This window comes from Microbulbifer rhizosphaerae (assembly GCF_014191725.1).
GTDB lineage: Bacteria > Pseudomonadota > Gammaproteobacteria > Pseudomonadales > Cellvibrionaceae > Microbulbifer > Microbulbifer rhizosphaerae.
Map to the genome: position 1 here is coordinate 45,170 of NZ_JACHWZ010000018.1, position 25,483 is coordinate 70,652.

A 25,483-nucleotide genomic window follows, 5' to 3' on the forward strand; every position below is an offset into this window, starting at 1 on the left:
TCATTCACTTGTTTCAAACGGTTGTTTGAATCTAGGCGCGAAGTGGGGGATTGTCAACTGTGTTGGAAAATGGTGTTGAGGTTCGACGCTGTAGGAGCGGGCCATGCCCGCTCCTACAGGGAGGTTAGAAGAGGGCTCAGGTCGAGGTGCCCGGCGGCGTTGCGGTAATCGGCCGCCTCGTCGAACGGCAGTGTGCCCAGCAGCGGTGCGGGCAGCAGCGCCTGTAGAGTAGCCAGGTTTTCCTCCGGCCGCGCCATGCTTTCACAGACGAAGTTGGCCACCCAGCCCACCAGTTGCAGGCCGTCGCGGCGGATCGCCTCGACCGTCAGTAACGCGTGGTTGATGCAGCCCAGTTGCATGCCCACCACCAGGATCACCGGGATATTCAGTTCCCGCGGCAGGTCCGATAGGAAGGCCCGGGGGCCCAGCGGTGTGCGCCAGCCGCCGGCACCCTCGATCAACACCAGGTCGGCACCCGCGGCCATCACTCCGCGGCAGACACCGGCCAGGCGGGGGATATTGAGCTGCACGCCCGCTTCATGCGCGGCTATATGGGGCGCTATGGCAGGCTCCAGGGCGATGGGATTGACCTGTTGGTAGGGTAGCTCCAGGGTCATCGCCTCCTGCAGCATCAGCGCATCGGCGTTGCGCAGCCCCTCGTGGGTACAGTCGCAGCCGGAGGCCACCGGCTTCACCGCTGCGGTGCCCAATCCCTGCCCGGCCGCGCGGGTCAGCAGTGCCGCGGTCACGTAGGTTTTTCCCACTTCGGTGTCAGTACCGGCCACAAAGAAGGTGCGGGCCACAGACATTCCCTCCATCAGAATTTTCATCTTTTTTACTTGACGCCTCTTTCAACGCCGCCTACATGCTGATAAATTACCCACTCAGAGCAAAAAATAACCAATTCCGGCAGGTTTTTTTGTCCGGGGTTGAGATAATTGCCCGCTACGCCGGCGGCGGGACAGCGCCGGCATAAGATCGCATCACGCCCAACCGGCGGCAGTGCGACCGCAAGGAAGCCTCCGAAGAACAGAAAACTATAGCTTTTGCTTCAGAGACCAATGCGATACCTAACTCTTGCCCTGCTGTTGCTGGCACCTGCGCTCGCCTGTGCCGCTGTAAATCCCGTCGACCTGGTGGTTGTGTATAAATCCAAAGGCCTAATGCAATTGATCCGCAACGAGCGTGTGGTCAAGAGCTACAAGGTGGTGTTCGGCGAAAACCCCAGGGGCCACAAGGTCCGCCAGGGGGACGAACGCACGCCCGAAGGCCGCTACACCCTGGACTGGAAAAACCCGAACAGCAGGTTCTACCGCTCGATTCACGTCTCCTACCCCAACGCCCAGGACCGCGCCCGCGCGGCCAGGCTCGGGGTGAACCCAGGCGGCGATATCATGATCCACGGCATAAAGCCGCAGTGGCAGGGCATGGAGAAGTACCTGCAGAAAACGAACTGGACCGACGGCTGTATCGCGGTAACCAACCGCGAGATGGACGAGATCTGGGCGATGGTGAAGACGCCGACGCCCATTCATATCTATCCCTGACGTCGAGTCTCAGGACTCGCAGGATTGTGCTGTAGGAGCGGCGTCCCTGCCCGCCATCTCCAGGTAGATCACCTCGTAAGTGGCCGGCAGCCCGGCCGGCGTTCGAAACCGTTCATAGGCCGCCGCCAGACGACGCAACTTCTCCCGGCCCAGCAGGCCGCGCCCGGCATCGCGATTGATATTCCGGGCCCCGATAACTTTCAGTTCGCGCATCAGCAACCGGGCACTGTCGAAATAGAGCACCCGCTCCTCGCAGTGCAACCGGCAGTCTCCCGCCGCCCGGCGCCAGTCGTCCTCGGGCAGGAAGCGGTTGACGTGCACACCGCCATCCACATCCGCCCAGCTCGCCTTCAATTCCCGCAGGGTGCCCGGACCGAGGGTGGCGACCAGACAGCGTCCCCCCGGCGCCAGTATCCGGCGCAGCTCCGCAAACAACTGCGGCAGGCGGTAGCACCACTGCAGCGCCATGCTGGAAAACACCAGATCGATACTGCCGTCCGCCAGCGGCAGCTGTTCCGCGTCGGCGGCGATATAGTGATCCGCCGCCGGCCGTTCGCGACGCGCGAACTGCAACATCTCCCCGGCCAAGTCCAGGGCGATGATCTCCGCCCCCGGAAAACGCCGGCGCAGCAGCCCGCTGCCGTAGCCGGTGCCACTGCCAAGGTCCAGGATACGCCGAGGTGTCGCGTGATCGCCGACCTCACGCAGCAACTGGCGGCACACGGCGCGCTGAAGATGGGCCGCGTTGTCGTAATTGTGCGCGGCGCGGCCGAAGGATTTGGCTACCGCGCTTTTGTCGAAGGGCGGAGGAATATCGCCGTCCGGGGGAGCGAAACCATTATCCGCCCGCACAAAACCCAGAATTTTCTCCGCCACCCGTTCGGGATTTGAGAGTTGCGGCGCATGGCCACTGCCGGGCAGCAGTTCGGCCTGCGTGCCCAGTCCGCCCAGTCCACGCAGACGCGCCGCCGCGTCGGCGGGCACCAGGGCATCGCACTCGCCGAGCAGGTGCAGCGCCGGTAGGGACAGGCCCCGCAATATTTCCCGGTTGTCCCAGCGGCCCAGGCAGTCCAGCGCTTCCCCCCAGGCGTCGCCAATGGCTTGCGGCGCCCACTGCTTCAGTTGCCTGATCACCCGGCGCATTTCGCCATCGCCGCGGGCCTGCAGGCCGCAGAATTTTTCCCAGGTTTCCCGGGGCTCGTTTCGCATCGAGCGACAGAACCGGCGGAAGGCGGCGGGGTCCATACCGGGCCAGCTGTCGCCGGCGACAAAGCGACCGTTGGCGGCGATCGTCAGCAGGGCGCTAATTTTCTCCTGGCCGGGCAGTGCGGCCAGCCGCGCGGCCAGCATCCCGCCCAGGGAATGGCCGACTAACAAGCAGTTGTGCGGCAGACGCCGATAAAGATTCTGCAGCAGCGTTTCATCGTCGGGCCAGGACTCGCCCGCCGCATCACCGAAACCCGGCAGGTCCAGGCAGGTGATCGGCAATGCGGTCCTCTCCCGCAGGGCGTCGAGCAGCGGCTGCCAACCGCGGCTGTCACCGCCCCAGCCGTGCACAAGGATCAGTCGCTCTACCGGTTTCACTCTGCCACCACTACGGAGTCGGCCAGGGATTCCACCAGTGCCTGCAACAGCGCGTCGATTTCCGCCTCGCTGTGCGCGGCGGAGAGCGTGATACGCAGGCGCGCGGTGCCCGCCGGCACCGTGGGCGGACGGATGGCCCCCACCAGGAAGCCGCGCTGCTGCAGCCCGGCGGCGAGTGCCATCACCGCTTTCTCTCCGCCGATAATCAGCGGTTGGATGGCGCTACGGGAATCCGTCAGGGGCAGGTCCAGCGCACCGGCCCGGTCGCGGAAATAGCCGACCAGGTGGGCCAGGTGCTCGCGCCGCTGCGGTTCCCGCTGCATGATTTCCAGCGCCGCCAGGCAGCCGGCGGCCACCGCGGGGGGCATGCCGGTGGTGTAGATATAGGGGCGCGCGAACTGGGTGAGATAGTCGATCAGCTCCCGCGAACCGGCGACAAAGGCGCCGGCGTTGCCGGCGGCCTTGCCCAGGGTGCCCATCAGTATCGGCACCTGCTCCGGGGCCAGGCCGGCGGCCGCGGCGCTGCCGGCGCAGGGAAACCCTTCGCTGCCCATAACGCCGAAACCGTGGGCCTCGTCCACCATCAGCCAGGCGCCGTGCGCGCCACAGAGGCGGGCGATATCCGCCAGCGGCGCGCAGTCGCCGTCCATGCTGTAGACACCGTCCACCGCCACCAGGATATTGCCGTCCGCGCGGCTCAACTGCCGCTCCAGGGATTCCATATCGCTGTGGGCAAAGCGCAGGCTGCGCGCACCGCTGAGCTGCGCGCCGTCGATCAACGAGGCGTGGTTGAGTTTGTCCTGGATCACCGTATCACCGCGGCCCACCAGCGCACACACCGCGCCGATATTGGCCATATAGCCACTGGAGAACACCAGCGCGGCCTCGCGCCCGGTGAGTTCGGCGATCTTGTCCTGCAATTGTTCGTGGATCTGCAGGTGTCCGTTGACCAGATGGGAGGCGGTGGCGCCGGCACCCAGCCCGGCGCCCCGCTGCTGCGCGGCGATCACTTGCGGATGGGTGGCCAGGCCCAGGTAGTCGTTACTGCTGAAGGCGACCAGTTCCCCGCCATCCACCTGCGCCCGCGGCCCGGGCGCGGCGGCCAGGGTTTTCACCTCCCGGTACAAGCCGAGCTCGCGCCGCCGGGCGAGCCGCTGGTGCAGAGTCTCCCGGAAGGTCATTTCACCGCGTTGTAGAAGTAAGGGTCTTGTTGTTGCTCGGCGATGCGCCCGGACAACTCCGCTTCCGCCTCCGCCTCATCGGCGTGCTGGTGGTATTCCTCCGGCTGGATACCCAGGCGGTTGAACAGTTGCATATCCCGGTTGGTTTCCGGGTTGGGCGTGGTAAGCAGCTTCTCGCCGTAGAAAATGGAGTTGGCCCCGGCCAGGAAAGCCAGCGCCTGCATTTCATCGCTCATATGTTCGCGGCCGGCGGACAGGCGCACGTGGGATTTGGGCATCACAATCCGCGCCACGGCGATGCAGCGGATAAATTCGAAGGGGTCCAGGTCGCGCTCGTCTTCCAGCGGTGTGCCGGCCACCTTCACCAGCATATTGATCGGCACGGACTCCGGGTGCTCCGGCAGGTTGGCCAGTTGCACCAGCAGCCCGGCGCGGTCCTGCTCGCCCTCGCCCATGCCGATAATACCGCCGGCGCAGACCTTCATGCCCGCGGTGCGCACGCGGTCCAGGGTTTCCAGCCGGTCCTGGTAAGTGCGTGTGGTGATAATCTCGCCGTAGTACTCCGGCGAGGTGTCCAGGTTGTGGTTGTAATAGTCAAGGCCGGCATCCGCCAGTTCCTTCGCCTGTTCGTCGTTGAGCATACCCAGGGTCATGCAGGTCTCCAGCCCCAGGGCCTTCACCCCGCGCACCATTTCGGTCACATAGGGCATGTCCTTCTTTTTCGGCGAGCGCCAGGCGGCGCCCATGCAGAATCGGGTGGCGCCGCCGGCTTTGGCTGCGCGGGCTTCTTCCAGCACCTTTTCCACCTTCATCAGCTTTTCCCGCTCCAGGCCGGTGTCGTAACGGGCGCTCTGTGGGCAGTAGGCGCAGTCCTCCGGACAGGCGCCGGTCTTGATGGAGCAGAGGGTGCTCACCTGTACCCGGTTGGCATCGAAGTGTGTCCGATGCACCTGCTGGGCGGTGAACAGCAGATCGTTGAACGGCATGGCGAACAGGTCCAGTACCTGCTGGCGGGTCCAATCGTGGCGTATGGCGGCGGTGGGCATTTGCCGGTTGGCGGTCACGGGCGTAGTCTCCCCGGTTATTGTTTTGACTGTAGGAGCGGCGGGGCGGCCAGCGGCGGATGGCCGCCCCGCCGCTCCTACAGGGTGCATTTAAAAGTCGCCAGTGTAGCGGTGGACCAACCTCTGTCAACCAAAGTGACCATCAATGGTTTACAAATACCTGTCCCACCTGTTATCCCGCGGGCTGGCCCGTTGCGTGCTGTGCGCCGCCGGCCCGGCGGAGCCCGACGGAGTCTGCGAGCCCTGCCGCGGGGAACTGCCCTACCTGCACAGTGCCTGCCACCGCTGCGCCCTGCCCCTCCCTCAGCCCGCCGGCGCATGCGCCAACTGCCTGCAGCAGCCGCCGCCCTTTGCCTCCGCCCGAGCCGCCTGGCACTACGCCTTTCCCGTGGGTCAGTTGATCCAGCGCTTCAAATACCACCGGGATCTCGCCGCCGGGCACAGCCTGGCGCTGTTGGCCGCGGACCATATCCGCCCAAATGAGAGGCCCGACCTGCTGGTGCCGATTCCCCTGCACTGGCGCCGCTACCTGACCCGCGGCTACAACCAGGCCCAACTGCTCGCCAGCGAGTTCGGCCGCCAGTGGAATATCCCGGTAAAACCGCGGCTGCTGCACAAGCACACCGCTACGGGCACCCAGCAGCAGCTCAAACGCGGTCAGAGACTGCGCAACCTGCGCGACAGTTTCCGTGTGCGGGGAACGCCGGTCGGCCTGCATATCGGTCTGGTGGACGATGTGATTACCACTGGCGCCACGCTGGAGGCCGCGGCCCGCTGCCTGCTGGAAGTGGGGGCTGCAAGGGTCAGCACCTTCGCCCTGGCCAGAACCCCCTGAGCCCCGTCCCATCTATACGTTGACCGGTGGCCCTATTCCGCAGGGAGAGAAATTGGATGCCATAGGCGCCCGGAAGAAACAGCCCGGTTACAATAGCCGTCTTTTGCCAAACCGGTACCTACGTATCAACCGGGCGGGCGCTGCTAGTGTTTAAAAACATAGTCGCTCGCGCGCAGCCAGTAGGATGCGGGCGGGCCGAGGGTTCAGCGATGAGTGAAAACAAGTTGCCGCGTAGCGTGGTGGTCAGCGGTACCGGCCTTTGGACGCCGCCGGAATCGATCAGTAACGAGGAACTGGTAGCCGCTTACAACGCCTACGCGGAAAAGTACAACCGCGAGCACGCGGCGGAAATCGAGGCCGGCACCCTGGCCGCCAAGCCGCCCTCCTCGGCGGAATTTATCGAGAAGGCCTCCGGCATCGAGAGCCGCTATGTGGTGAGTCGCGAGGGCATCCTCGATCCGGAGCGCATGCGCCCCTATCTGCCGGAGCGCAGCGACGACGAACTCTGCCTGCAGGCGGAAATGGGCGTTGCCGCCGCGCGCATGGCGCTGGACAAAGCCGGCAAAAAACCTGAAGACATCGATGCGGTGATCGTCGGCGCCTCCTACCTGCAGCGGGCCTACCCGGCCATCGCCATCGAGATCCAGAGCGCCCTGGGTATCGACGGCTTCGCCTTCGATATGGAGGTGGCCTGCTCCTCCGCCACCTTTTCCCTGCAACGCGCGGTGGATGCCATCTGCTCGGGTTCCGCGCGCGCAGTGCTGGTAATCAACCCGGAGCTAACCTCTCCGCAGTTGGATTTCACCGATCGCGACAGCCACTTTATTTTCGGCGATGTCGCGGTGGCCAGCGTGGTGGAACGGCGCGGGACCTGCGCTACGGACTCCGCCTGGGAAATCCTCAGTACCAGGGCCAAAACCGTCTACTCGAACAATATCCGTTCCAATTTCGGCTACACCGCCCGCGCTGCCGATGTGGACCCCTTCGGCCCCGACAAGCTGTTCCACCAGAACGGGCGCAAGGTATTCAAGGAGGTCTGCCCCATGGCCGCCGCGCATATCGAGGAGCATCTGCGCGGGGCGGGCAGCAAGCCGGAAACAATCCGGCGCTACTGGCTGCACCAGGCCAATATCAATATGAACAACCTGATCGCGAAAAAACTGATGGGCGATAACGCCAGCGCCGAACGCGCGCCCATAGTACTGGACCGTTACGCCAATACTGGCAGCGCCGGTTCACTGATCGCATTTCATCTTTACAGCGAGGATCTGGAGATGGGAGATCGCGGGGTAATCTGTTCCTTCGGCGCGGGCTATTCGATCGGCAGCCTAGTGGTGGAAAAGATCACTCTTTAACAAAAGTCTTTCTCTGGGCCGTGGTTTCCTTCGGCCCCGGGACGCGATCGAAACGCAGTGCATAGCAGCCATAGGCGGCAAAGCGCAGCAAGACAAACTCGGTTTCACTGCGCGCAAAAAACGTAACCAGCTCGGTCTCTATCTGTTCCGGCAGCACTAATCTTGCCGCCACGATACTCTCCTCTGCGCAGTAGGCGCGCAATGCCACTGGTGTATTGGCTTTCAGGTAGTCACCCGCCTCACCTGACAGCAGCGGCAAATTTTTTTTTGCATTTTGATTTTCTTCGGACTGCGCCAATACGAAGACAGGACCGTACTCCCGATAAGGACCCGGCCGTCGGAAGGGGCAATAGCTCGCCAGGACAATCCGCTCCCCGGACCGCGCGCGTCGCAGCACATCGCGGCAGGGTTCGCCGCCATCGGCGACCCTGTATCTCACGGGCTGGTTTTGATCGTCCAGGCCGGTCTGCCTGACTTTAGACAAAAACTCTTCACGAATCGGTGTTACGATAAACGGCATAGCCATCGTTATACTCCAGAGTAGCGAGCAGAGCGGCCAGCCTAGCGAATGCCGGCAGTTTCAGCTGGCCGCTTCCGGAAACGGCATTCGCAATCCAAACGATTTCTTCCACACCAATAAAAAGAGGACAGCACCGTGAAGAAACTGTTGTTGATGACACTAGCCCTGCCACTCGCGGCAACCGCCGCCGATCCCCTGTCCACCAGTTGCACTCATGGTGGCGATGTGCGCACCATCGAGGTGGTCTACCCCCAGGGGGCCGAACTGCCCTGTGAGGTGCACTACACCAAGGACGGGGAGACCCAGACCCTGTGGAGCGCGAGCAACCAGGCCGGCTTCTGCGAGAGCAAGGCGGAGGAGTTTATCGCCAGCCAGCAGAGCTGGGGCTGGCAGTGCGACAGCGCCACGGACGCGTCGCAGGAGGCGGCAGCCGCAGTGGAACCGGCGCCCGCTGCCGAAAGCGATGATTTGAAGACCGCTGCGAACGCGGAGGAAAGCCCGGCAGAAGTCCAGACCGACTGATATTTCCGGCAGGCTCCAGCGCCTCGCGGGGCTGGAGCACTGCGCTCCCGGAGCGGGCTATTCCAGCTCTTCCAACAGTCGCTCCCCCCACACCAGCCAGGCCTTTTCCGTCTCGATACCCAGCAGCAGGGTCTGGTGCGCAAGCCAGAAACGTTTCTGCAGCTGCGGATCGCTCTGCTTTACCCTTTCATTCTGCTCCAGGTAACCCTGCAACAGTTCGCGGTGCTCGTCCAAATGGCGCCGCACTGCATCCCTCGCCTGCCCGCGGGTCAGGTGGTGGCCGGCAAACAATTGCAGCAGAAACGGCTCGCGGATTTTCTGTGCGGGCGCGGGCCGTTGCACCCACTCCCGCAGTGCGCTCCCGCCGCTTTCGGTCAGGCGGTAGATCTTCTTGTCCGGCTTGCCCTCCTGGGCCTGCTCGGTGCAATCCAGCAGCCCCTCGGCATGCAGCTTGTGCAACTCCCGGTACATCTGCTGATGACTGGCGCTCCAGAAGTGGGAGATGCTGCGCTCAAAGCGGCGTTTGAGGTCATAGCCGCTGCCGGGCTCGATATCCAGCAGGGTGAGGACAGCGTAGCGCAGGGACATACAGGCTCCAGACAGGCAATGAATTTCATACTGGCCGGAATGGTAACCCCTCGCAACGGGAGATGGGCACCCCGGCACCCTCGGGCCGCCCACGGGATTTATCTCGACTGGTTGCGCCGCTTGTGGATAAATAGCCCCCCAATTGAGTTGATCAGAGGAAACCACGGTGCTCAGCAACGCGATCGAAAACAGCGGCATGACCATCGGCGTGGTCGCCGGCACCGCTATCGACACCCGCTTCGGCCTGGAATTCCTGGCCGCGCGCGACCTGCGCGGCATCGGCCTGTCCCTGTCTGCCTCACCCCAGGCGCAAACCCAATTGCAGGCACTGGGGCGGAATGCCCTGACCCAGCAGTTGATCCAGGCGATTGCCCGGCTGCACGAGGCCGGCGCCCAGGCGGTGATGATCTACTGCAACTCCCTCTCCGGCGCGGTGGATATGGCCGCGGTGGTCGCGAACTCGCCGGTGGAGGTGGTATCGCCGCTGGAAGTGTACGCGGAGCTGACCCGGCGCTATCGCAACTTCGGCCTGCTGGCGGCGAACTGCCAGAGCTGCGCCAATATCGAACGGGAGATCCTCGCACGCAACAGCACGGCCAAGGTGATCGGTATCGGCAACCTGCAGATCGTCGAGGATATCGAGGACGGGGTAACTCCGGAGATGATCGTACAGCAGCACGCACTGGACGACCTTGCCGCGGCGCTGGTGAAGAGCGGCGTGCAGATACTGATTCTCGGTTGCACCCACTTCGATTATTTCTACCGGGAGCTGCTGGCCCACTGCGACGGCATCCGCCTGTTCCTGCCCTCGGAGCGCATGCTCGAGTTGCTGCGCGAGCGGCTCCCCCGAGCCGCCTGACTATCCTATCAATCCCGTAATCCAAGCCCGTTGAAGTAAACTATTGAAGCACCACGCCAATAGTTAGTACTTACGTACCGCAAAAACCCGATTTCGAGTGCAAATTCAGCTTGAGTGCACCGGCTGTTTGCAGTATCAAAACAACCCACGACTGGAAGGGGATTAGCGACAAATACACAGTTCTCGGGTTCTGGAATTCAACCCGCATAGACAACAAGTGGTTACAAGGATGAAAAAGGCCATTCGCACCCACAGGGGTGTCTTTACCTATTGCCGTGCGCGCGCAGCCCGCCTCGCGCCCGCCGCGACTCTTTTGCCCGCCGCGGCCATTGCCGCCCCGCTGTCGATTCCGCCTCTGCACACGCAAGTCTCCATACTCTGGGCCCTGGGCCTGGGGCTCGCTGTCGTCGTGTTTGCAGTGGTCGCCCTCCTGCTCCGGCTGCGCCTGCGCGAGGCCCTGTTCAGCGGCGAAGCCCGTGCGGCGGAACTGCAATCCGACAACGCCAGGCTCCACCGCCAATTGCAGTCCAAGGGGCGCGAACTTGCCGCGTGCGAGCGGGAGCTTGGCGAGGCCCGCGACAGCCAGGAAAAACTGCGTCAGGAGAAATCCGACCTGCTCGCCATTACCGGCCACCGCCTGCGCCAACCCCTGGATACCCTGCTCGGCACCCTGAACCTGCTGGCCCAGAACACCGACGGCGAAACGGCGCGGCTGGTGGACACGGCCCGCCGACAGGCCCAGACGGCCCTGGAATCCCTGGAGGAAATGCGGCAGATGGAGCAGTTGGAGACGGTGGAGCTGAAAATGCCGGCGGAGCAGGCCGCGGATAGCCTGTCGATCCTGCTGGTGGAGAGCGGCAGCCACGACTCCCTGCGCCCCGCCCTGGAGGAACGCGGCCACCGGGTACAGCAGCAGAACAATGGCGTCGACGGCGCTGATGCGGCGCTGCGCGACAAGTTCGACCTGGTACTGCTGGACAGCACCCTGCCACTGATGGACGGCATGGAAACGGCGCGCAAAATTCGTCGCGGCGCCGGAAACGAGCTACCGATTTTCGCCTTGGTGACGAACCTGCGCCCCGGCGACAGGGAGCGGTACCGGGATCAAGGCCTCAACGGCATACTGCCAAGACCGGTGGCGGAAACCCAGCTGCAACAACTGCTCGCCTGGGCCGCCCGACACCGGCGGACGCGCCCCGCCGGCCAGCAGCGCGCTCGTGCCACGCGCCTGCTCAACGCAGACACCCTGTGTCGGCAGCGGGACACACTCGGCCACCTGCCGTTTGCTGAACTGCTCGGCGAGCGCATCGCCAACCTGCCCAAGAAAACCACCGAGCTCACCAGCGCGCTCACCGGGCGCCACTGGCTCGACGCCGAGCAGCAGGCCCAGGCCATCGCCGCGAACGCCGAGGAGATTGGCCTGGAAGCCGCCGCCGCGCGCCTGCGCGCGCTGGTGGCGCGCCTCGCCGTGGACGGCGAGCGGGAATATTGCCGCCACCAGCGCACCGAGGTCCTCAACCTGATGCGCACATCGATACAGCAGCTCAAAGCCTGGCGTGAGAAAAACGTCCGCAGCGAGTGGGCGCTAAAATGACAGAAATTGGGGATCGGAGGATCTAAGGTCAGTTGCAATTGCAACACCGGCCCGCATGCTAGTGTGGTGTAAGGTACTAAATGCGGATATCAGCGGGCCGCTAAGCGGCCAGATGCAAGGCGCATTTGCGCCGGCATAGTCATCTATGTCAAGCAAATGCAACGCCGCAGATGGCTGCTTAGCGGCCCGCCCGAAGGGAGCCCCCCCTCTTCACCAATAGAGAGGGCCCACCGCCGCGTTGCCGCTCTTGAAAAGGGCGAGCCATTCCCTGCGAGCGGCGCCTTGCTGTGAACATTTTGGGGGGCTCTGATAACCGCATTTAGTACCTTACACCACACTAGGACCTGAGCATTATCAAACGAGAACAACCATGCCCCAACAGTTTCCCATCGGCACCGACAAGGCCCGCGAGCAGTCGGGCCGCGACCTCGCCACCCTGGTCTACCTGATCCAGGCCATCAGCCTGTTCACCGCAGTGCCCTTCTTTATCGGTGTCATCGTCAACTACGCCAAGCGCGGTGACGTGCGCGGCACCCTGGCGGAGTCCCACTTCCGCTGGCAGATACGCACCTTCTGGTTCTGGCTGCTGTGGACGGTAATCGGCTCGGCGACCTGGTGGCTTCTGGGCCTGGGTTTCCTGATCCTCGGCGTCGCCTGGGTGTGGGCGATCTATCGGGTGGTCCGCGGCTGGCTGGTTCTGGCGGACAACCGCCCGGCCTACTGACGAGGAGACCCTGCAAAATCCCGCTTAGAACTCAAGTTTCGGAGTTCAAGGCGCCTGCCGATGGCAAAAGCCGGAACTGAGTTCCGAAGCTTGAGTTAGAATTTTCCTGTGAGCGCCAGCAGGAAGAGGTCCGCCGGCAGTTCCTGGCCGTTCACCTGCAGCCGCCCCCGCTCCACCTGCAGGTGCATCTGCAGCTCCCCATTGTTTTCCAGCAGCAGCCCGTACTGGCGCAGCGCAGTGGCCTGGCCGATCAGCGGCGATTGCATCAGTGCCTGCTCCGCGGCGCTGAAGGTCAGGTCGCAGGTGAGCGGGCTCAGCCACCACGGGTCCCCGCCGCTGTCCACCACCCGCGCGCCGGAGCGCTGGCCGCGCCAGTCGATATCCGCATCCAGCAGCGTCGGGCCATTGGCGGACTCCACAGACAGCTGCTGTTGCAGTTTCAGGGGCCTGTCCAATACCTGCTGCCAGTCGCGCTTCGCCGCAGGCGTGGCCAGCGCTTTCAAGTAGTGGCCCAAATCGGCCCAGGAAATATGTGGCAGGGTCAACTGCTGCTGCAGCGAAGTCACCGGCGTGGCCGACTGAACCTGGGGTACCTGCAGCGTGGAGGCCAGTTTAATTGCCCCCGCTGACACCGGCTGTATATCCAGTTGCAGGGAAATATCCCGCAATTCCAGCGGCCCGGAATCCGATTCGGTGCGCAGCAGCGGCAGGGCGACGGTCGCTTCTCCGTCCCCCCCCGGCGTGTAGAGAATGTCGGCGCGGGCCTGCTCCAGGTGGAAGTTCTCCCGCCCACCGATCGAGTGGCGAACCTCCCCAAGTTCAAGCACGCCGGTCAACAGCGAGCCGCTGTAGTCGGTTTTCACCAGCAGCTCCGCGCCCTCGAATACCAGCTCGCCGCCGCTGTCGCCGCGGGTAAAGGGTTCCAGGCGCAGGTAATTCACTACGCGGTTGTCCGTTCCCACCAGGGATTCGAGTACCAGCGGACTGTGATCCAGGCGGCCGTAGAACCGCTCCAGCTGGCCGCGCAGCGCCGGTGCCAGCTGCTCCACGGACAGGCGGGTCTCGCTGTACACCAGACCGATGCGCGGGCCGCGGGCGGTGAACAGCAGCGGGCCGTGTTGTATCTCGCTGTGCAGCCGGGTGTGACCCTCCTCCGTCGCCAGGTCGATGCTGGTCTCGGCACCGAACCAGCCGCGCTGGTAGGCCCCCGCCTCGCCGCCGCGCAACCGCCCGAGTTGCTGTTTCCACACCTCCTCTACCTTGGGCCCCACAACTCCGGGGGCCGCCAGGGCAGTGGCGACCAGCAGGACGGAAAGGGAAATCAAAACAGTGCGCAGTAACTTCATGGGGACATCGGAATTGGAAATTTCCGTCGATGTTAGCAAATTCCGGGGGAGGTGGTGACGGTAATCGACGTTCAGAAGGTCAATCCCGAAATGGATATCCCTGTAGGAGCGGCCGTTGGCCGCGATCGAAGCCCAGGTGCACCCGAATAGCCCGATCGCGGCGGCCAACGGCCGCTCCTACAGGCAGTCATCAGTTTGCCGCGAGGGCCTTCGCCACCCGCGAATTGCTCTCGCGACCCAGTTCGGCGGAGATGAAGTTGCCAGCCTCCGCCAACCGGTGCAGATCCACCCCCGTCTCGATCCCCAGGCCATTCAGCAAGTACAACACATCCTCGCTGGCCACATTGCCGGAGGCGCCCTTGGCATAGGGGCAGCCGCCAAGACCGGCCACAGCGGAATCCACCACCGCCACCCCCAGCTGCAGCACAGCGTAGATATTCGCCAGGGCCTGTCCGTACGTATCGTGGAAATGCACCGCGAGCTTTTCCAGCGGCAGCCGCGCGGCGACGGTTTCGGTCATGCGCCTGGCTGCCTCCGGCGTGCCCACGCCGATGGTGTCGCCGAGGGAGATCTCGTAGCAGCCCATTTCGTACAGCGCCAGGCTGACCTCCGCGACCTTCGCCGGGTCGATTTCCCCCTCATAGGGACAACCGAGCACACAGGACACGTAGCCGCGCGCCGGAATGCCGTCCGCCTTCGCGCGATCCAGCAGTGGTCGGAAACGTTCCAGACTCTCGGCAATGGAGCAGTTGATGTTTTTCTGCGTGAAGGTTTCCGAGGCGGCACCGAATACGGCCACCTCGTCCGCCTTCGCCTCCAGGGCGCGCTCATAGCCCTTCAAATTGGGGGTCAGTGCGCTGTAGCAGACACCGGTGGCGCGGCGGATACCCGCCAGCACCTCTTCGCTGGCGGCCATCTGCGGCACCCACTTGGGGCTGACGAAGCTGCCCGCCTCGATAAATTGCAGTCCACTGTCGCTGAGTTTGTCGATCAGTGCGATGCGGGTGTCGATGGAAATTTCCCGCTTTTCGTTCTGAAGGCCATCCCGGGGGCCCACTTCCACCATTTTCACCTTCTTTGGCAGCGACATATTCAGTCCTCCTCGGCGGCGAAGTCCACCAGCAGGCTGCCGCCGTCCACCAGTTCGCCGGCGCTGCAGAAAAACTCCCGCACGGTGCCGGCGGCCGGGGCGCGCAGTGTGTGCTCCATTTTCATGGCTTCCAGCACCAGCAGTGGCTGGTCTTTTTCCACCTGCGCGCCCGGCTCCACCAGCAGCGTGACGATAGTGCCGTTCATGGGTGCGTCCAGGCCCTGGGCGCGGTCGCCGCCCTCGCCCAGATCCGGCGGCAGCAGGGTGAATTCCACCTGGGTGCCATCGATAAAAACCGAGCCGCCGTCCCGCGTCTGCACGCAGGAATAATTCATCCGGCGCCCGTCCACCAGCGCGATTTCCCGGCCGGGGAGCGGGCGGATTTCCCCCTGCATGTCTCCACACTGCCAGTGCAGCTGCTCGCCGCTGTGACGGAAGCTGAGTTGCACCTGCCGGCCGCGGTACTCGATATTGTGACTGCGCGCACTGGCCAGGTTGCAGCGCCAGTTGTCGCCGCCGTGCCAGGGGGAGTGTTCATCCGCCTTCGGCGCGGCGGCGCGCAGGTCCCGGCGCTCCCGGTCGCCCAGGCAGGCGGCGATGGCGGCGCAATTCAGCGGCGTCAGCTGGTGCTCCTGTCCCAGGATTTCCGCCTCAAAGTTCTCGATAAAATGCGTGGACACCCGGCCCCCGGCAAATTCCCGGTGGTTGATCACCCGACGCAGGAATTCGATATTGTGACGCACACCGGCGATCTGGTATTCCTGCAGCGCGCGGTCCAGTTTCGCCAGCGCCTCGCGGCGGCTGCGCCCGTGGCAGATCAGCTTGGCGATCATCGGATCGTAGTGCACGCCGATCCCGTCACCGCTCTGCACACCGGTGTCCACGCGCACCGACTCGGATTCTTTCGGCGGCCGGTGGCGAACCAGTTTGCCGGTGGCGGGCAGGAAGTCGTTGTCAGGGTCCTCGGCGTAGATGCGCACTTCCATCGCGTGGCCGAGGATATGCAGGTCCTCCTGCTCCAGCGGCAGGGGTTCACCGGCGGCCACCGCCAGCTGCCAGGCCACCAGGTCCTGGCCTGTGATCATTTCGGTGACCGGGTGCTCCACCTGCAAACGGGTGTTCATTTCCATAAAGTAGAAAGCCCCGCTGGCGTCCAGCAGGAATTCCACCGTGCCCGCCCCCACGTAACCGATAGCGTGGGCCGCGCGCAGCGCCGCCTCGCCCATGCGCGCGCGCAGTTCTTCGGTCATGCCCGGCGCGGGCGCTTCCTCCACCACTTTCTGGTGGCGGCGCTGCACTGAGCAGTCACGCTCGAAGAGGTAGATGCCGCCGCCCTTTTGGTCACAGAATACCTGGATCTCCACGTGGCGGGGATTCACCACATAGCGCTCCAGCAGCATCAGGTCGTCGCCGAAGGCGTTTAGCGCCTCGCGCTTGGCGGCCTCCAGCGCCGAGTGGAAATCCTCCGCCCGGTCCACCCGGCGCATGCCTTTGCCACCGCCGCCGGCGGCCGCTTTCAGCAGTACCGGGTAGCCGATGCGCTGGGCGTGGCCCTCGAGAATACCGGGGTTCTGGTTGGTGCCGTGGTAACCGGGCACCAGGGGTACCCCCGCGTCCTCCATAATCCGCTTGGCAGCGGACTTGGAACCCATGGCCTCGATTGCACCGGCGGGCGGGCCCACGAAGACGATTCCTGCACTGTCGCAGGCTCGGCAAAATTCGGCGTTTTCCGACAGGAAACCGTAGCCCGGGTGAATGGCATCGACGCCGGTCTGCGCCGCCGCGTCCAGCACCTTGCGGATATCTAGGTAGGAGTCCTTCGCCGGCGCCGGTCCCAGGCGCACCGCCTCGTCCGCCAGCTGCACGTGCAGCGCGTCGGCGTCCGCATCGGAATAGACAGCGACGGTTGCCACACCCAGGCGGCGGGCGGTTTTGATAATGCGGCAGGCGATTTCGCCGCGGTTGGCTATCAGTAGTTTGCGAATCATAAAACCAGTACAAGGTTGAGTGGCACAGAGTTGCTAATGCAGTGGCGGTCCCGCTGCAGGGAGCTGTTTGCGGGGCCTTCGCATCGGACTTTACTGTTTCTTTATTTGCCAGCTGGGTGCACGCTTTTCGAGAAAAGCACCGAGCCCCTCCTGTCCCTCCGCGGATACCCGCACCGCGGCAATCAGCGCGCTGGTCTGCCCCTGCAGTTCCTCGTTGATCACCCGGTTGGACATGGACATCGCCAGTTGCTTGGCCATGGCCACTGCGCGGGGGCCATTGGCGGCAATGGTGTCCGCGAGATTTTGCACGGTGGAGTCCAGTTCATTCTCGGCGCAGACTTCCGATACCAGGCCGATCTCCCGCGCGCGTTCGGCGGAAAAGCGTTCCGCGGTGACGAAGTAGCGCCGCGCCTGGCGGGTGCCGACGGCGTTGATTACGTAGGGACTGATAGTGGCCGGCAGCAGGCCGATTTTCACCTCGGACAGGCAGAAACTGGCGCGCTCGCTCGCCACGGCAATATCGCAACAGCTCACCAGGCCCACACCGCCGCCAAAAGCGGCGCCCTGTATCCGCGCGATGGTGGGCGCGGGAAAGGTGTCCAGTTTATGCAGCATCGCGGCCAGGGCGGCGGCGTCGCGGCGGTTTTCCTCTTCGGAATAGTCCGCCATGCGCTTCATCCAGTTCAGGTCGCCGCCGGCGGAGAAGCTCTCGCCGTTCGCCGCCAGCACCAGGGCGCGAATAGAGGGGTTTTGCGAAAGCCGATCGAAAGTCTCGCCCAGTTCGCGGATCAGTTCATCGTCGAAGGCGTTGTGCAGCTCCGGGCGGTTGAGGGTGACGGTGACGATACCCCGATTGTCGATTTCGGTCAGCAGCTTGTCGCTCATATTCAATTCCTTAGTCTTCGGCGGCTGTTAGTCTTTTTTGTAGGAGCGGCCGTTGGCCGCGATCGGCCTTTGCCGAACAGAAATACCGATCGCGGCCAACGGCCGCTCCTACAGGGTGCCTACCCTACTACATCCGGAATACGCCGAACTTGGTTTCCTCGGGTTCCTTGTAGCTCGCCGCGGCGAGGCACAGGCCCAGCACGCGGCGGGTATCCGCCGGGTCGATCACGCCATCGTCCCACAGCCGCGCGGAGGCGTAGTAGGGGTGCCCCTGGTGTTCGTAGTCTTCGACGATCGGCTGCCTGAAAGCCTTTTCCTCCTCGTCGCTCCAGGATTCGCCGCGGGCGGCCATCTGGTCTCTTTTTACCTGCGCCAGCACACCGGCGGCCTGTTCGCCGCCCATTACCGAGATGCGCGCGTTTGGCCACATAAACAGGAAATTGGGATCGTAGGCGCGGCCGCACATACCGTAGTTGCCGGCGCCGAAGGAGCCGCCGATCAGCACGGTGATCTTGGGCACTTTTGCCGTGGCCACCGCGGTCACCATCTTGGCGCCGTGCTTGGCGATGCCGCCGGCCTCGTACTGCTTGCCCACCATAAAGCCGGTGATGTTCTGCAGGAATACCAGCGGAATCTGCCGCTGGGCGCACAGCTCGATAAAGTGCGCACCTTTTTGCGCGCTCTCGGAAAACAGGATGCCATTGTTGGCGACGATACCCACCGGGTAGCCGTGAATGCGTGCGAAGCCGGTCACCAGGGTAGTGCCGTAGAGGACCTTGAACTCGTCGAACTCGGAGCCGTCCACCACCCGCGCGATAATTTCGCGCACATCGTAGGGGTGTCGGGAGTCCTTCGGCACCACGCCGTAGAGTTCCCCGGCCGGATAGCCGGGTTCCACCGGGGGTCGGATATCCAGCTGCGGATTCTTGATGCGATTCAGCCGGCTCACCGAGCGACGCGCCAGTTCCAGCGCGTGCACGTCGTTGTTGGCGTAGTGGTCCGCTACGCCGGAAGTACGGCAGTGCACCTCCGCCCCGCCCAGTTCCTCCGCAGAGACTTCCTCACCGGTGGCCACCTTCACCAGCGGCGGGCCGGCGAGGAAAATCGTCGCCTGCTCCTTCACCATGATCGACTCGTCCGCCATCGCCGGCACATAGGCGCCGCCGGCGGTGCAGCTGCCCATCACCACAGCGATCTGTGGAATATTTTTTGCGGACAGGTTGGCCTGGTTGAAAAAGATGCGCCCGAAGTGTTCGCGGTCCGGGAACACTTCGTCCTGGCGCGGCAGGTTGGCGCCGCCGGAATCTACCAAGTAGATGCACGGCAGCTTGTTCTGCTCGGCGATCATCTGCGCGCGCAGGTGTTTTTTTACCGTGAGCGGATAGTAGGTGCCGCCTTTCACCGTGGCGTCGTTGACGACGATTACGCAGGGCTGCCCGGAGACGGTGCCGATGCCGGTGATAATCCCCGCGGCCGGCACTTCCTCGCCGTACACCTCGTAGGCGGCCAGCTGCGAGAATTCCAGGAAGGGGCTGCCCGGGTCCAGCAGTGCATCGATGCGATCCCGGGGCAGCAGTTTGCCGCGGGCCAAGTGCTTTTCCCGCGCCTTTTCCCCGCCGCCCCGGGCGATGGTTTCGACTTTTTCCCGCAGGTCGGCGACCAGCTTTTGCATCTGTTCGCGGTTATCTGCGAAGGCGGGATCGCGGGGGTTAATTTTGCTGTGCAGCTGGTTCATAAATTCCGGTTCGTTGTTTGCAGTGAACGAGCTTTTTGTAGGAGCGGCCGTTGGCCGCGATTGGAGTTCAATTTGATAGAGAGTTCCATCGCGGCCAACGGCCGCTCCTACATCGGCGCTCCCGACTCACCGGGTTTCGTTGAACAGCTCGCGACCGATCAGCATGCGGCGCACCTCGGAGGTGCCGGCGCCGATCTCGTATAGCTTGGCGTCGCGCAGCAGGCGGCCGGTGGGGTATTCATTGATATAGCCGTTGCCGCCCAGGGCCTGGATGGCCTGCAGGGCCATTTGTGTCGCGCGCTCGGCAGTAAACATAACTACCGCGGCGGCGTCCTTGCGCGAGTCTTCACCCCGGTCGCAGGCGCGGGCCACCGCATAGAGATAGGCGCGGCTGGCGTTCAGGTCGGCGTACATATCGGCAATCTTTCCCTGCATCAGCTGGAATTCGCCGATAGCCCGGCCGAACTGCTTGCGCTCGTGGACGTAGGGCACCACCGCATCCAGACAGGCCTGCATAATACCCACCGGGCCGCCGGAGAGGATGGTGCGCTCGTAGTCGAGACCGCTCATCAATACCCGCACGCCACCGTTCAGTTCGCCGAGAATGTTTTCCTCCGGCACTTCACAGTCCTCAAACACCAGTTCGCAGGTATTGGAACCGCGCATGCCCAGCTTGTCGAGTTTCTGCGCCTGGGAAAAACCGGGGAGATCCCGCTCGACGATAAACGCGGTGATACCGCCGGAGCCCACTCCCGGCTCGGTGCGCGCGTAGATCACATAGGTGTGCGCATCCGGGCCATTAGTGATCCACATCTTATTGCCGTTGAGGATGTAGCGGTCCCCTTTTTTCTCCGCGCGCAGCTGCAGGCTGACCACGTCGGAGCCGGAGTTGGGCTCGCTCATCGCCAGGGCGCCGATGTGTTCGCCGGAGCAGAGTTTGGGCAGGTATCTTTCCTTCTGCTCGCGCGTTCCGTTCTTGCGGATCTGGTTGACACACAGGTTGGAGTGGGCACCGTAGGACAGGCCCACGGAGGCGGACGCGCGGGAGATTTCCTCCATGGCCACGGCGTGGGCCAGATAGCCCATGTCGGAGCCGCCGAACTCCTCCTCGACGGTGATGCCCAGCAGGCCCAGCTCGCCAAATTTTTTCCACATGTCCGCGGGGAACAGGTTGTCCTCGTCGATCTGCGCCGCGCGCGGGGCCAGTTCCGCCTGGCAGAACTTGTAGACCATATCGCGCAGCATATCGATCTCCTCGCCGAGGCCGAAATCGAGGGTGCGGTAGGGGGTATTCATAGCGACTCCAACAGGGTTTGCTAATTGCTCAATGCAGGTTGCGGCGCTGGGAGCGCCGGGGGCCACCGAAAAAATTCAGGAGGGATTTTTCCGCTGGTCCGATGAAAGCGCGGCGCGGGCGCGCGCCTCCGCCCGATCCAGTTCCTCCATCAGGCTGTGGATGTCGCGGAGCTGCTGTTGCAGCTGCGCGCGCTTCTGTTCGATGTACTGGAGCAGCCGCTGCAACTGCTCCACATTGCCGTGAGCCGGATCGTACATATCGATAATTTCCCGGCTCTCGTCCAGGGAGAAGCCCAGCCGTTTGCCGCGCAGGATCAGCATCAGCCGGACCCGATCCTCGGGGCTGTAGACACGGGCCTGGCCGCGCCGCGCCGGGCTGAGCAGCCCCTTGTCCTCGTAGAAGCGGATGGCGCGGGTGGTGATGCCGAACTCCTGCGCCAATTCGGAAATGCTGTAGCTGCCGGGCTCGATGGTTTCGGTCTTCATATCGGCTCTCTCGGGTTGCGGGGGGAGCTTAGCAGAGGGTTACGTTGACGTAAACGTAAAGCAAAAAGCAAGACCGACCGGGAACCGAAAATTAGTCGCGTGGCTTTTCACTGGGCTGTAGGAGCGGCCGCTGGCCGCGATCAACCTTGCTTCGTAGCTCAGGCCGATCGCGGCCAGCGGCCGCTCCTACACAGGGGAAAACGGATCGGAAAGCGTCAGGTATTGGCCAACTGGCGCAGTTGGCTGTCCAGCAGTTTTTGGTAGCTGGGCACCAGGCCGGACACCTCGGCACCCCAGTTGGTGGTGTGGCACTCCACCCGGTTCAGCAGCGCCGCGTCTTCCAGCAACTGCGGGTGCAGGGCCAGGCCGCGGGGCTGGCTCAGCAGTTGCTCGCCGGAGAAGTCGCAGGACCGGGGCTCCGAGGGCACCACCGCCACGGCCAACTGCAGGCCGGCGGCGCGGCTGGACTGCTGCAGCTCGCGCAACAGCAGGCCACAGCAGACCGCGCGGAAGGCGGCATCCCCGCCGCTGAAACCCAACCCCAGCTGCGGGCCCGAATGCCGCAGCGGCCGGGCGTCGTAGATCCGGCGCAACAACTGCAGGCGCTGGTCCAGGTCGTCCTGCAGCTTGTCCAGTGCCCCGCGGCTCAGTTGGTTGCCCAGTTGCGCCCAGTTCAGCGCGCGCAGGTAGAGCCCCACGGTCACCTCCGGCTCCGGCACAGGCGCCGGCCTGGCGGGAACCACCGGCAGCGGGCGCCGGAAGGGGAAATTGCCGGCGGCCAGGGCCGCTGCGGCGCTGACCGGCAGCGCAAACACCAAGCTCAGTATCAGACTGGCCCAGGGAAAGCCCACGCCGCTGCCGGGCACCAGATTCAGGGTCACACTGCCAGCCAGGCTGTCGTGCAATACCACCGGCGCGCTGACCGTTTCTCCCTGGTGGGTATCGCCGACCTGGGCCAGCGCGTTGGACTCCACGTCCTCCACAGTGACGCCGGTAACCGCCGGCAGCTCTAACAGCTGCCGGGCCAGCAGCTGCATGCTGATGCGGTCTCCGGCGACGATCCGCTCCAGGCTCTGCTGTGCCAGGAAGTCCGCCGCCGCCCGCGCCGCGGCCCTGTCCCTCTCTGCGGCGTCAGCCTTCTGCTGGCCGTAGTAGTGGCCCAGGGCGGCACTGCAGAAGAGCGCCAGCACCAGCCAGATGCCGCCGGCCAGCAATTGTTGCCGGGTGCGGCCGGGCAGGCGGGACAGGAACTCGGGGAGGTTGCTGGCAAACATAGGGAAACCGCGCGGGCATTTATTGAAGTCAGGGATTTTAGCGAATAATGACGCCGGGGCTATAATGCGCGCCTTCTTTTCATCCAGCCGCGGAAACACAGCACTATGGGCGAAGCGCCGACGCAACAGGAGTTCCAGCTGTCCCTGGAGCAAATTCGCACAACTGCCGCCGACTGCGCGCTGCACTATCTTGAATACGGGGGCGGCGACGCCCGGCTGGGCCTGGAGTACAGCGGCCCGCCCCCAATAGAGACAGCTACAGCTGCAGGCCCCCTGTCCCCCATGCCCGCGGAGCCGGCGCAGGTGGCCGCCCCCTGGTGCGCCACCCTCCTCTCCCCCAACGCCACCCTGGAGCAACTGCGCCGGCTGCTGGCATTTTTTGCCGAACGGGACTGGGAGCTGACCGCCGCCGACACCATGGCGCGCCATCCCGGGTGCACAGTGATCCGCTTCCAACTGCAGGCAGAGCTGGAGTTCGAAACGGCGAAACACGCCTGCCAGGAACAGGCGGAGCGACTGGGCGCCGATCTGGTACTGCAGCCCGGCGCCACCCAGCGGGTGCCGGGGCTGGCCGGCTTCGATATGGACTCCACCCTGATCGATGCGGAGGTGATCGACGAACTGGCGAAGATTCTCGGTATCGGCGACCAGGTGGCGGCGATCACCGAGGCGGCGATGCGCGGCGAACTGGATTTTAAACAGAGCTTCAGGAAGCGCATGGCCCTGCTAAAGGATTTTTCTGAGCAGCGCCTGGCCGAGATAGCCCCGAGGCTGCCGATCAAGCGGGGGGCCGAGCGGCTGCTGACCGCCCTGCGCGCCCTGGGCTGCAGAACCGCGATTCTCTCCGGTGGCTTCACCTATTTCGCCAATTACCTGCGGGCGAACAAGCTGCCGCTGGACTTCGTGCACGCCAACCAGTTGGAGTTCGCCGACGGCAAGCTGACCGGCGACGTGATCGAACCGATTATCGACGGCGCGCGCAAGCGCGAACTGCTGCAACGGCTGGCCGATGAGCTGAACCTGCCCCTGGAGCGGGTGATCGCCGTGGGCGACGGCGCCAATGATATTCCCATGCTCAGGCTGGGCGCCCTGGGCATCGCCATTCACCCCAAGCCCAAGGTGCGGCGGGAGGCGCCGCAGTCCATCGACAGTTTCGGGCTGGATGTGGCGCTGTACCTGTTCGGCCTGAACGACCGGCAGATAGAGAAGTTGCTGTAGGAGCGGCCGCTGGCCGCGATCGGACTTGCTTCGTAGCTCAGGCCGATCGCGGCCAGCGGCCGCTCCTACAAAGAGATTCCAGCCCATCGCGTGGGGAAAGTCGACGGCGGTGGCGCTATCCTCTCAAAAGACACCGCTCATTTTATCCACGCCCATGGCCGGATTGATGACAGCATCGAGCAAAGACAGAGCCCCCCTCCCCGACCAGCTGCGCGACCTGCAGCGCCCCCTGCGCGAGCGGGCAGACCTGGACCCGCTGATCGAAAAGCTGGCCCCAGCCCGGATAGTAATGCTGGGCGAGGCCTCCCACGGCACTTCCGAATTCTATGTCTGGCGCGCCGCCATCAGCCGGCGACTGATCGAAGAGTACGGTTTCGATTTTGTCGCGGTGGAGGGGGACTGGCCCGACTGCTACCGCGTCAATCGCTACGTCAAATCCTATCCGCAAGCCGGTGAGCACGCCGAATCGGTGCTGCGCGCTTTCGACCGCTGGCCCACCTGGATGTGGGCCAACTGGGAGATGGTGGCCTTCGCCGAGTGGCTGCGCAGGCACAATATTGGACGCGAACGCGGGGCAGGCTTTTACGGGCTCGACGTGTACAGTCTGTGGGAATCCCTGGACGCGATCATCGGTCACGTGCGCCGGGACGATCCGCAATCACTGGCCCTGGCAGAGCGGGTGTTCAACTGCTTCCAGCCCTACGGGCGCGACGAACAGCGCTATGCGCGACATACAACCGCAACACACCAGGATTGCGCGGATGAGGTGGTCCGCCTGCTGCTGCGGCTGGCGCACCGCCGCCCGCGTTTCGATACGGACCCCGAGGGCGACTTTGACACCGAGCAGAACGCCCACGTGATGGTGAACGCGGAGCGCTACTACCGCACCATGGTGCTCGGCGGCCCCGGCTCCTGGAACCTGCGCGACACCCATATGATGGAAACCCTGAACCGCCTGATGCAGCACCACGGGCCGGACAGCAAGGGCATTGTCTGGGCCCACAACACTCATATCGGCGACGCGCGCGCCACGGACATGCGGCACGAGGGGATGCACAACATCGGCCAGCTGGCGCGTGAGGAGTGGGGCTCCCGGCGGGTGCGCCTGGTGGGCTTCGGCTGTTACCGCGGCAAGGTGATCGCCGGCAGGGCCTGGGGCAGCGAGCAGCGGAAAATGCCGCTGCCGGGAGCTGCCGCGCACTCCTGGGAAGGCGCCATACACCAGGCACTGGGCGACGACGGGCTCTTTCTGCTCGATGAGACCGGAGAGCGGGGTGATCTTGTGCAGCCCCGCGGACACCGCGCCGTCGGCGTCGTGTACAACCCGGAGTACGAGCGGTTCAACTACGTGCCCACCGAACTGGCGCGGCGCTACGACGCTTTTTTATATATGGAGGAAACCCGGGCGCTGCATCCGCTGCACGTGGAGACATCCGCGGAGGCGGCCCCACCGGATACCTTTCCCTGGGGTTTCTGAGAGCCTGTTTGAAGTCTTTGGAAATTCGACTTCAGTAAAGAGGCACCCATACCGGCCGAGCGAGCTTCGCGCGAGATTCCAAACAGGCTCCGAACTCAGCCCTGTACGACGCCGGCGTGGGGAAAAGGTATGGGCGCGGGTTTGCCGCGCTCGTCGTCACAAACCTTGTTATTGCAGCCGGCAACAATCAGCACCAGCAGCAGAGCGGAAAAAGATAGATAGCGCACCGTCCTGATCTCCATATGGCGGTCTTGTGCATGCGCACTTTACTGCAAATTCAATTTCCGTTGCCAGTGCATATTTCCACGCCAGGGG

24 protein-coding genes are annotated in these 25,483 nt (G+C 64.1%); 9 read left to right on the plus strand and 15 right to left on the minus strand.

Annotation, left to right across the window (positions count from 1 at the left end):
* Positions 1-113 precede the first annotated feature (113 nt).
* Positions 114-830: a dethiobiotin synthase gene (bioD, locus tag FHS09_RS16920; protein ID WP_246395107.1), complete on the minus strand. Its 717-nt coding sequence runs from the start codon at positions 828-830 to the stop codon at positions 114-116.
* 231 nt (positions 831-1,061) lie between these two features.
* Here bioD and FHS09_RS16925 point away from each other — a divergent pair, with 231 nt between their 5' ends.
* Complete coding sequence (locus tag FHS09_RS16925; protein ID WP_183462068.1) at positions 1,062-1,547, plus strand: L,D-transpeptidase family protein; 486 nt, start codon at positions 1,062-1,064, stop codon at positions 1,545-1,547.
* 9 nt (positions 1,548-1,556) lie between these two features.
* On the opposite strand, the gene bioC is transcribed toward FHS09_RS16925, so the two are convergent.
* The 3 genes from bioC to bioB are packed head-to-tail and all read right to left on the minus strand — an operon-like array spanning position 1,557 to position 5,358.
* Positions 1,557-3,131 carry a malonyl-ACP O-methyltransferase BioC gene (gene bioC / locus FHS09_RS16930; RefSeq protein WP_183462070.1) on the minus strand — a complete coding sequence of 525 codons (1,575 nt, stop codon included), beginning with the start codon at positions 3,129-3,131 and terminating at the stop codon, positions 1,557-1,559.
* Positions 3,128-4,312 carry an 8-amino-7-oxononanoate synthase gene (gene bioF / locus FHS09_RS16935; RefSeq protein ID WP_183462072.1) on the minus strand — a complete coding sequence of 395 codons (1,185 nt, stop codon included), beginning with the start codon at positions 4,310-4,312 and terminating at the stop codon, positions 3,128-3,130. The genes bioC and bioF overlap by 4 nt, the downstream gene beginning before the upstream one ends.
* Positions 4,309-5,358 carry a biotin synthase BioB gene (gene bioB, locus FHS09_RS16940; protein WP_183462177.1) on the minus strand — a complete coding sequence of 350 codons (1,050 nt, stop codon included), beginning with the start codon at positions 5,356-5,358 and terminating at the stop codon, positions 4,309-4,311. The genes bioF and bioB overlap by 4 nt, the downstream gene beginning before the upstream one ends.
* A gap of 163 nt (positions 5,359-5,521) precedes the next feature.
* On the opposite strand from bioB, the gene FHS09_RS16945 reads away from it, so the two are divergent.
* Complete coding sequence (locus FHS09_RS16945) at positions 5,522-6,211, plus strand: ComFC family protein (RefSeq protein ID WP_183462074.1); 690 nt, start codon at positions 5,522-5,524, stop codon at positions 6,209-6,211.
* Between the two features lie 209 nt (positions 6,212-6,420).
* Positions 6,421-7,566, plus strand: a complete 1,146-nt coding sequence (locus FHS09_RS16950; RefSeq protein WP_221192078.1) for a beta-ketoacyl-ACP synthase III — start codon at positions 6,421-6,423, stop codon at positions 7,564-7,566.
* Here FHS09_RS16950 and FHS09_RS16955 read toward each other — a convergent pair.
* Complete coding sequence (locus tag FHS09_RS16955; protein WP_183462076.1) at positions 7,556-8,092, minus strand: DUF1203 domain-containing protein; 537 nt, start codon at positions 8,090-8,092, stop codon at positions 7,556-7,558. The two genes, FHS09_RS16950 and FHS09_RS16955, sit on opposite strands and share 11 nt — an antisense overlap.
* A 129-nt stretch (positions 8,093-8,221) precedes the next feature.
* On the opposite strand from FHS09_RS16955, the gene FHS09_RS16960 reads away from it, so the two are divergent.
* Positions 8,222-8,608 (plus strand): hypothetical protein, encoded by a 387-nt coding sequence (locus tag FHS09_RS16960; protein ID WP_183462078.1) that lies wholly within the window; start codon positions 8,222-8,224, stop codon positions 8,606-8,608.
* 57 nt (positions 8,609-8,665) lie between these two features.
* Here the strand turns inward: FHS09_RS16960 and FHS09_RS16965 are convergent, their stop codons facing one another.
* A complete protein-coding gene (locus tag FHS09_RS16965; RefSeq protein ID WP_183462080.1) occupies positions 8,666-9,196 on the minus strand; it encodes a PadR family transcriptional regulator in 531 nt (176 codons plus the stop codon).
* A gap of 166 nt (positions 9,197-9,362) precedes the next feature.
* On the opposite strand from FHS09_RS16965, the gene FHS09_RS16970 reads away from it, so the two are divergent.
* From FHS09_RS16970 to FHS09_RS16980, 3 genes are all read left to right on the plus strand, one after another.
* Entirely contained in the window at positions 9,363-10,055 is a 693-nt protein-coding gene (locus FHS09_RS16970) for an aspartate/glutamate racemase family protein (RefSeq protein ID WP_343057510.1), read from the plus strand.
* Between the two features lie 229 nt (positions 10,056-10,284).
* Positions 10,285-11,649, plus strand: a complete 1,365-nt coding sequence (locus FHS09_RS16975) for a response regulator (protein ID WP_183462082.1) — start codon at positions 10,285-10,287, stop codon at positions 11,647-11,649.
* Between the two features lie 370 nt (positions 11,650-12,019).
* The gene (locus FHS09_RS16980) at positions 12,020-12,373 is read left to right on the plus strand and encodes a DUF4870 family protein (protein WP_183462084.1); all 354 of its coding nucleotides are present in this window, start codon (positions 12,020-12,022) and stop codon (positions 12,371-12,373) included.
* Between the two features lie 95 nt (positions 12,374-12,468).
* Here the strand turns inward: FHS09_RS16980 and FHS09_RS16985 are convergent, their stop codons facing one another.
* From FHS09_RS16985 to FHS09_RS17020, 8 genes are all read right to left on the minus strand, one after another.
* Positions 12,469-13,719, minus strand: a complete 1,251-nt coding sequence (locus FHS09_RS16985; protein ID WP_183462086.1) for a DUF945 family protein — start codon at positions 13,717-13,719, stop codon at positions 12,469-12,471.
* Between the two features lie 190 nt (positions 13,720-13,909).
* Complete coding sequence (locus FHS09_RS16990; protein ID WP_183462088.1) at positions 13,910-14,809, minus strand: hydroxymethylglutaryl-CoA lyase; 900 nt, start codon at positions 14,807-14,809, stop codon at positions 13,910-13,912.
* 2 nt (positions 14,810-14,811) lie between these two features.
* A complete protein-coding gene (locus FHS09_RS16995) occupies positions 14,812-16,797 on the minus strand; it encodes an acetyl/propionyl/methylcrotonyl-CoA carboxylase subunit alpha (RefSeq protein WP_183462090.1) in 1,986 nt (661 codons plus the stop codon).
* 90 nt (positions 16,798-16,887) lie between these two features.
* The gene (locus tag FHS09_RS17000; RefSeq protein ID WP_183462092.1) at positions 16,888-17,682 is read right to left on the minus strand and encodes an enoyl-CoA hydratase/isomerase family protein; all 795 of its coding nucleotides are present in this window, start codon (positions 17,680-17,682) and stop codon (positions 16,888-16,890) included.
* A 127-nt stretch (positions 17,683-17,809) separates the two neighbouring features.
* A complete protein-coding gene (locus tag FHS09_RS17005; RefSeq protein WP_183462094.1) occupies positions 17,810-19,417 on the minus strand; it encodes a carboxyl transferase domain-containing protein in 1,608 nt (535 codons plus the stop codon).
* 126 nt (positions 19,418-19,543) lie between these two features.
* The gene (locus FHS09_RS17010; RefSeq protein ID WP_183462096.1) at positions 19,544-20,713 is read right to left on the minus strand and encodes an isovaleryl-CoA dehydrogenase; all 1,170 of its coding nucleotides are present in this window, start codon (positions 20,711-20,713) and stop codon (positions 19,544-19,546) included.
* A 75-nt stretch (positions 20,714-20,788) separates the two neighbouring features.
* Positions 20,789-21,199, minus strand: a complete 411-nt coding sequence (locus FHS09_RS17015) for a MerR family transcriptional regulator (protein ID WP_183462099.1) — start codon at positions 21,197-21,199, stop codon at positions 20,789-20,791.
* 215 nt (positions 21,200-21,414) lie between these two features.
* Entirely contained in the window at positions 21,415-22,473 is a 1,059-nt protein-coding gene (locus FHS09_RS17020; RefSeq protein WP_183462101.1) for a hypothetical protein, read from the minus strand.
* A 105-nt stretch (positions 22,474-22,578) separates the two neighbouring features.
* Between FHS09_RS17020 and serB the strand changes: the two genes are divergently transcribed.
* Positions 22,579-23,691 carry a phosphoserine phosphatase SerB gene (serB, locus tag FHS09_RS17025; RefSeq protein WP_183462103.1) on the plus strand — a complete coding sequence of 371 codons (1,113 nt, stop codon included), beginning with the start codon at positions 22,579-22,581 and terminating at the stop codon, positions 23,689-23,691.
* Positions 23,692-23,857: 166 nt separating this feature from the next.
* The gene (locus FHS09_RS17030; RefSeq protein ID WP_183462105.1) at positions 23,858-25,168 is read left to right on the plus strand and encodes an erythromycin esterase family protein; all 1,311 of its coding nucleotides are present in this window, start codon (positions 23,858-23,860) and stop codon (positions 25,166-25,168) included.
* A gap of 95 nt (positions 25,169-25,263) precedes the next feature.
* Here the strand turns inward: FHS09_RS17030 and FHS09_RS17035 are convergent, their stop codons facing one another.
* Positions 25,264-25,410, minus strand: a complete 147-nt coding sequence (locus FHS09_RS17035) for a hypothetical protein (protein WP_183462107.1) — start codon at positions 25,408-25,410, stop codon at positions 25,264-25,266.
* Positions 25,411-25,483: the final 73 nt, after the last annotated feature.

Bases quoted from the DNA above. Each gene is read 5' to 3' on its own strand.
- FHS09_RS17005 (WP_183462094.1), bottom strand. From the start codon at position 19,417: ATGAACCAGCTGCACAGCAAAATTAACCCCCGCGATCCCGCCTTCGCA.
- serB (WP_183462103.1), top strand. From the start codon at position 22,579: ATGGGCGAAGCGCCGACGCAACAGGAGTTCCAGCTGTCCCTGGAGCAA.
- bioF (WP_183462072.1), bottom strand. From the start codon at position 4,312: ATGACCTTCCGGGAGACTCTGCACCAGCGGCTCGCCCGGCGGCGCGAG.
- FHS09_RS17020 (WP_183462101.1), bottom strand. From the start codon at position 22,473: ATGTTTGCCAGCAACCTCCCCGAGTTCCTGTCCCGCCTGCCCGGCCGC.
- FHS09_RS16995 (WP_183462090.1), bottom strand. From the start codon at position 16,797: ATGATTCGCAAACTACTGATAGCCAACCGCGGCGAAATCGCCTGCCGC.
- FHS09_RS17035 (WP_183462107.1), bottom strand. From the start codon at position 25,410: ATGGAGATCAGGACGGTGCGCTATCTATCTTTTTCCGCTCTGCTGCTG.
- FHS09_RS16985 (WP_183462086.1), bottom strand. From the start codon at position 13,719: ATGAAGTTACTGCGCACTGTTTTGATTTCCCTTTCCGTCCTGCTGGTC.
- FHS09_RS17010 (WP_183462096.1), bottom strand. From the start codon at position 20,713: ATGAATACCCCCTACCGCACCCTCGATTTCGGCCTCGGCGAGGAGATC.
- FHS09_RS16945 (WP_183462074.1), top strand. From the start codon at position 5,522: ATGGTTTACAAATACCTGTCCCACCTGTTATCCCGCGGGCTGGCCCGT.
- FHS09_RS16955 (WP_183462076.1), bottom strand. From the start codon at position 8,092: ATGGCTATGCCGTTTATCGTAACACCGATTCGTGAAGAGTTTTTGTCT.
- FHS09_RS17030 (WP_183462105.1), top strand. From the start codon at position 23,858: ATGACAGCATCGAGCAAAGACAGAGCCCCCCTCCCCGACCAGCTGCGC.
- FHS09_RS16965 (WP_183462080.1), bottom strand. From the start codon at position 9,196: ATGTCCCTGCGCTACGCTGTCCTCACCCTGCTGGATATCGAGCCCGGC.
- bioD (WP_246395107.1), bottom strand. From the start codon at position 830: ATGAAAATTCTGATGGAGGGAATGTCTGTGGCCCGCACCTTCTTTGTG.
- FHS09_RS16925 (WP_183462068.1), top strand. From the start codon at position 1,062: ATGCGATACCTAACTCTTGCCCTGCTGTTGCTGGCACCTGCGCTCGCC.
- FHS09_RS16975 (WP_183462082.1), top strand. From the start codon at position 10,285: ATGAAAAAGGCCATTCGCACCCACAGGGGTGTCTTTACCTATTGCCGT.
- FHS09_RS16980 (WP_183462084.1), top strand. From the start codon at position 12,020: ATGCCCCAACAGTTTCCCATCGGCACCGACAAGGCCCGCGAGCAGTCG.
- FHS09_RS16990 (WP_183462088.1), bottom strand. From the start codon at position 14,809: ATGTCGCTGCCAAAGAAGGTGAAAATGGTGGAAGTGGGCCCCCGGGAT.
- bioB (WP_183462177.1), bottom strand. From the start codon at position 5,358: ATGCCCACCGCCGCCATACGCCACGATTGGACCCGCCAGCAGGTACTG.
- FHS09_RS17015 (WP_183462099.1), bottom strand. From the start codon at position 21,199: ATGAAGACCGAAACCATCGAGCCCGGCAGCTACAGCATTTCCGAATTG.
- FHS09_RS17000 (WP_183462092.1), bottom strand. From the start codon at position 17,682: ATGAGCGACAAGCTGCTGACCGAAATCGACAATCGGGGTATCGTCACC.
- FHS09_RS16950 (WP_221192078.1), top strand. From the start codon at position 6,421: ATGAGTGAAAACAAGTTGCCGCGTAGCGTGGTGGTCAGCGGTACCGGC.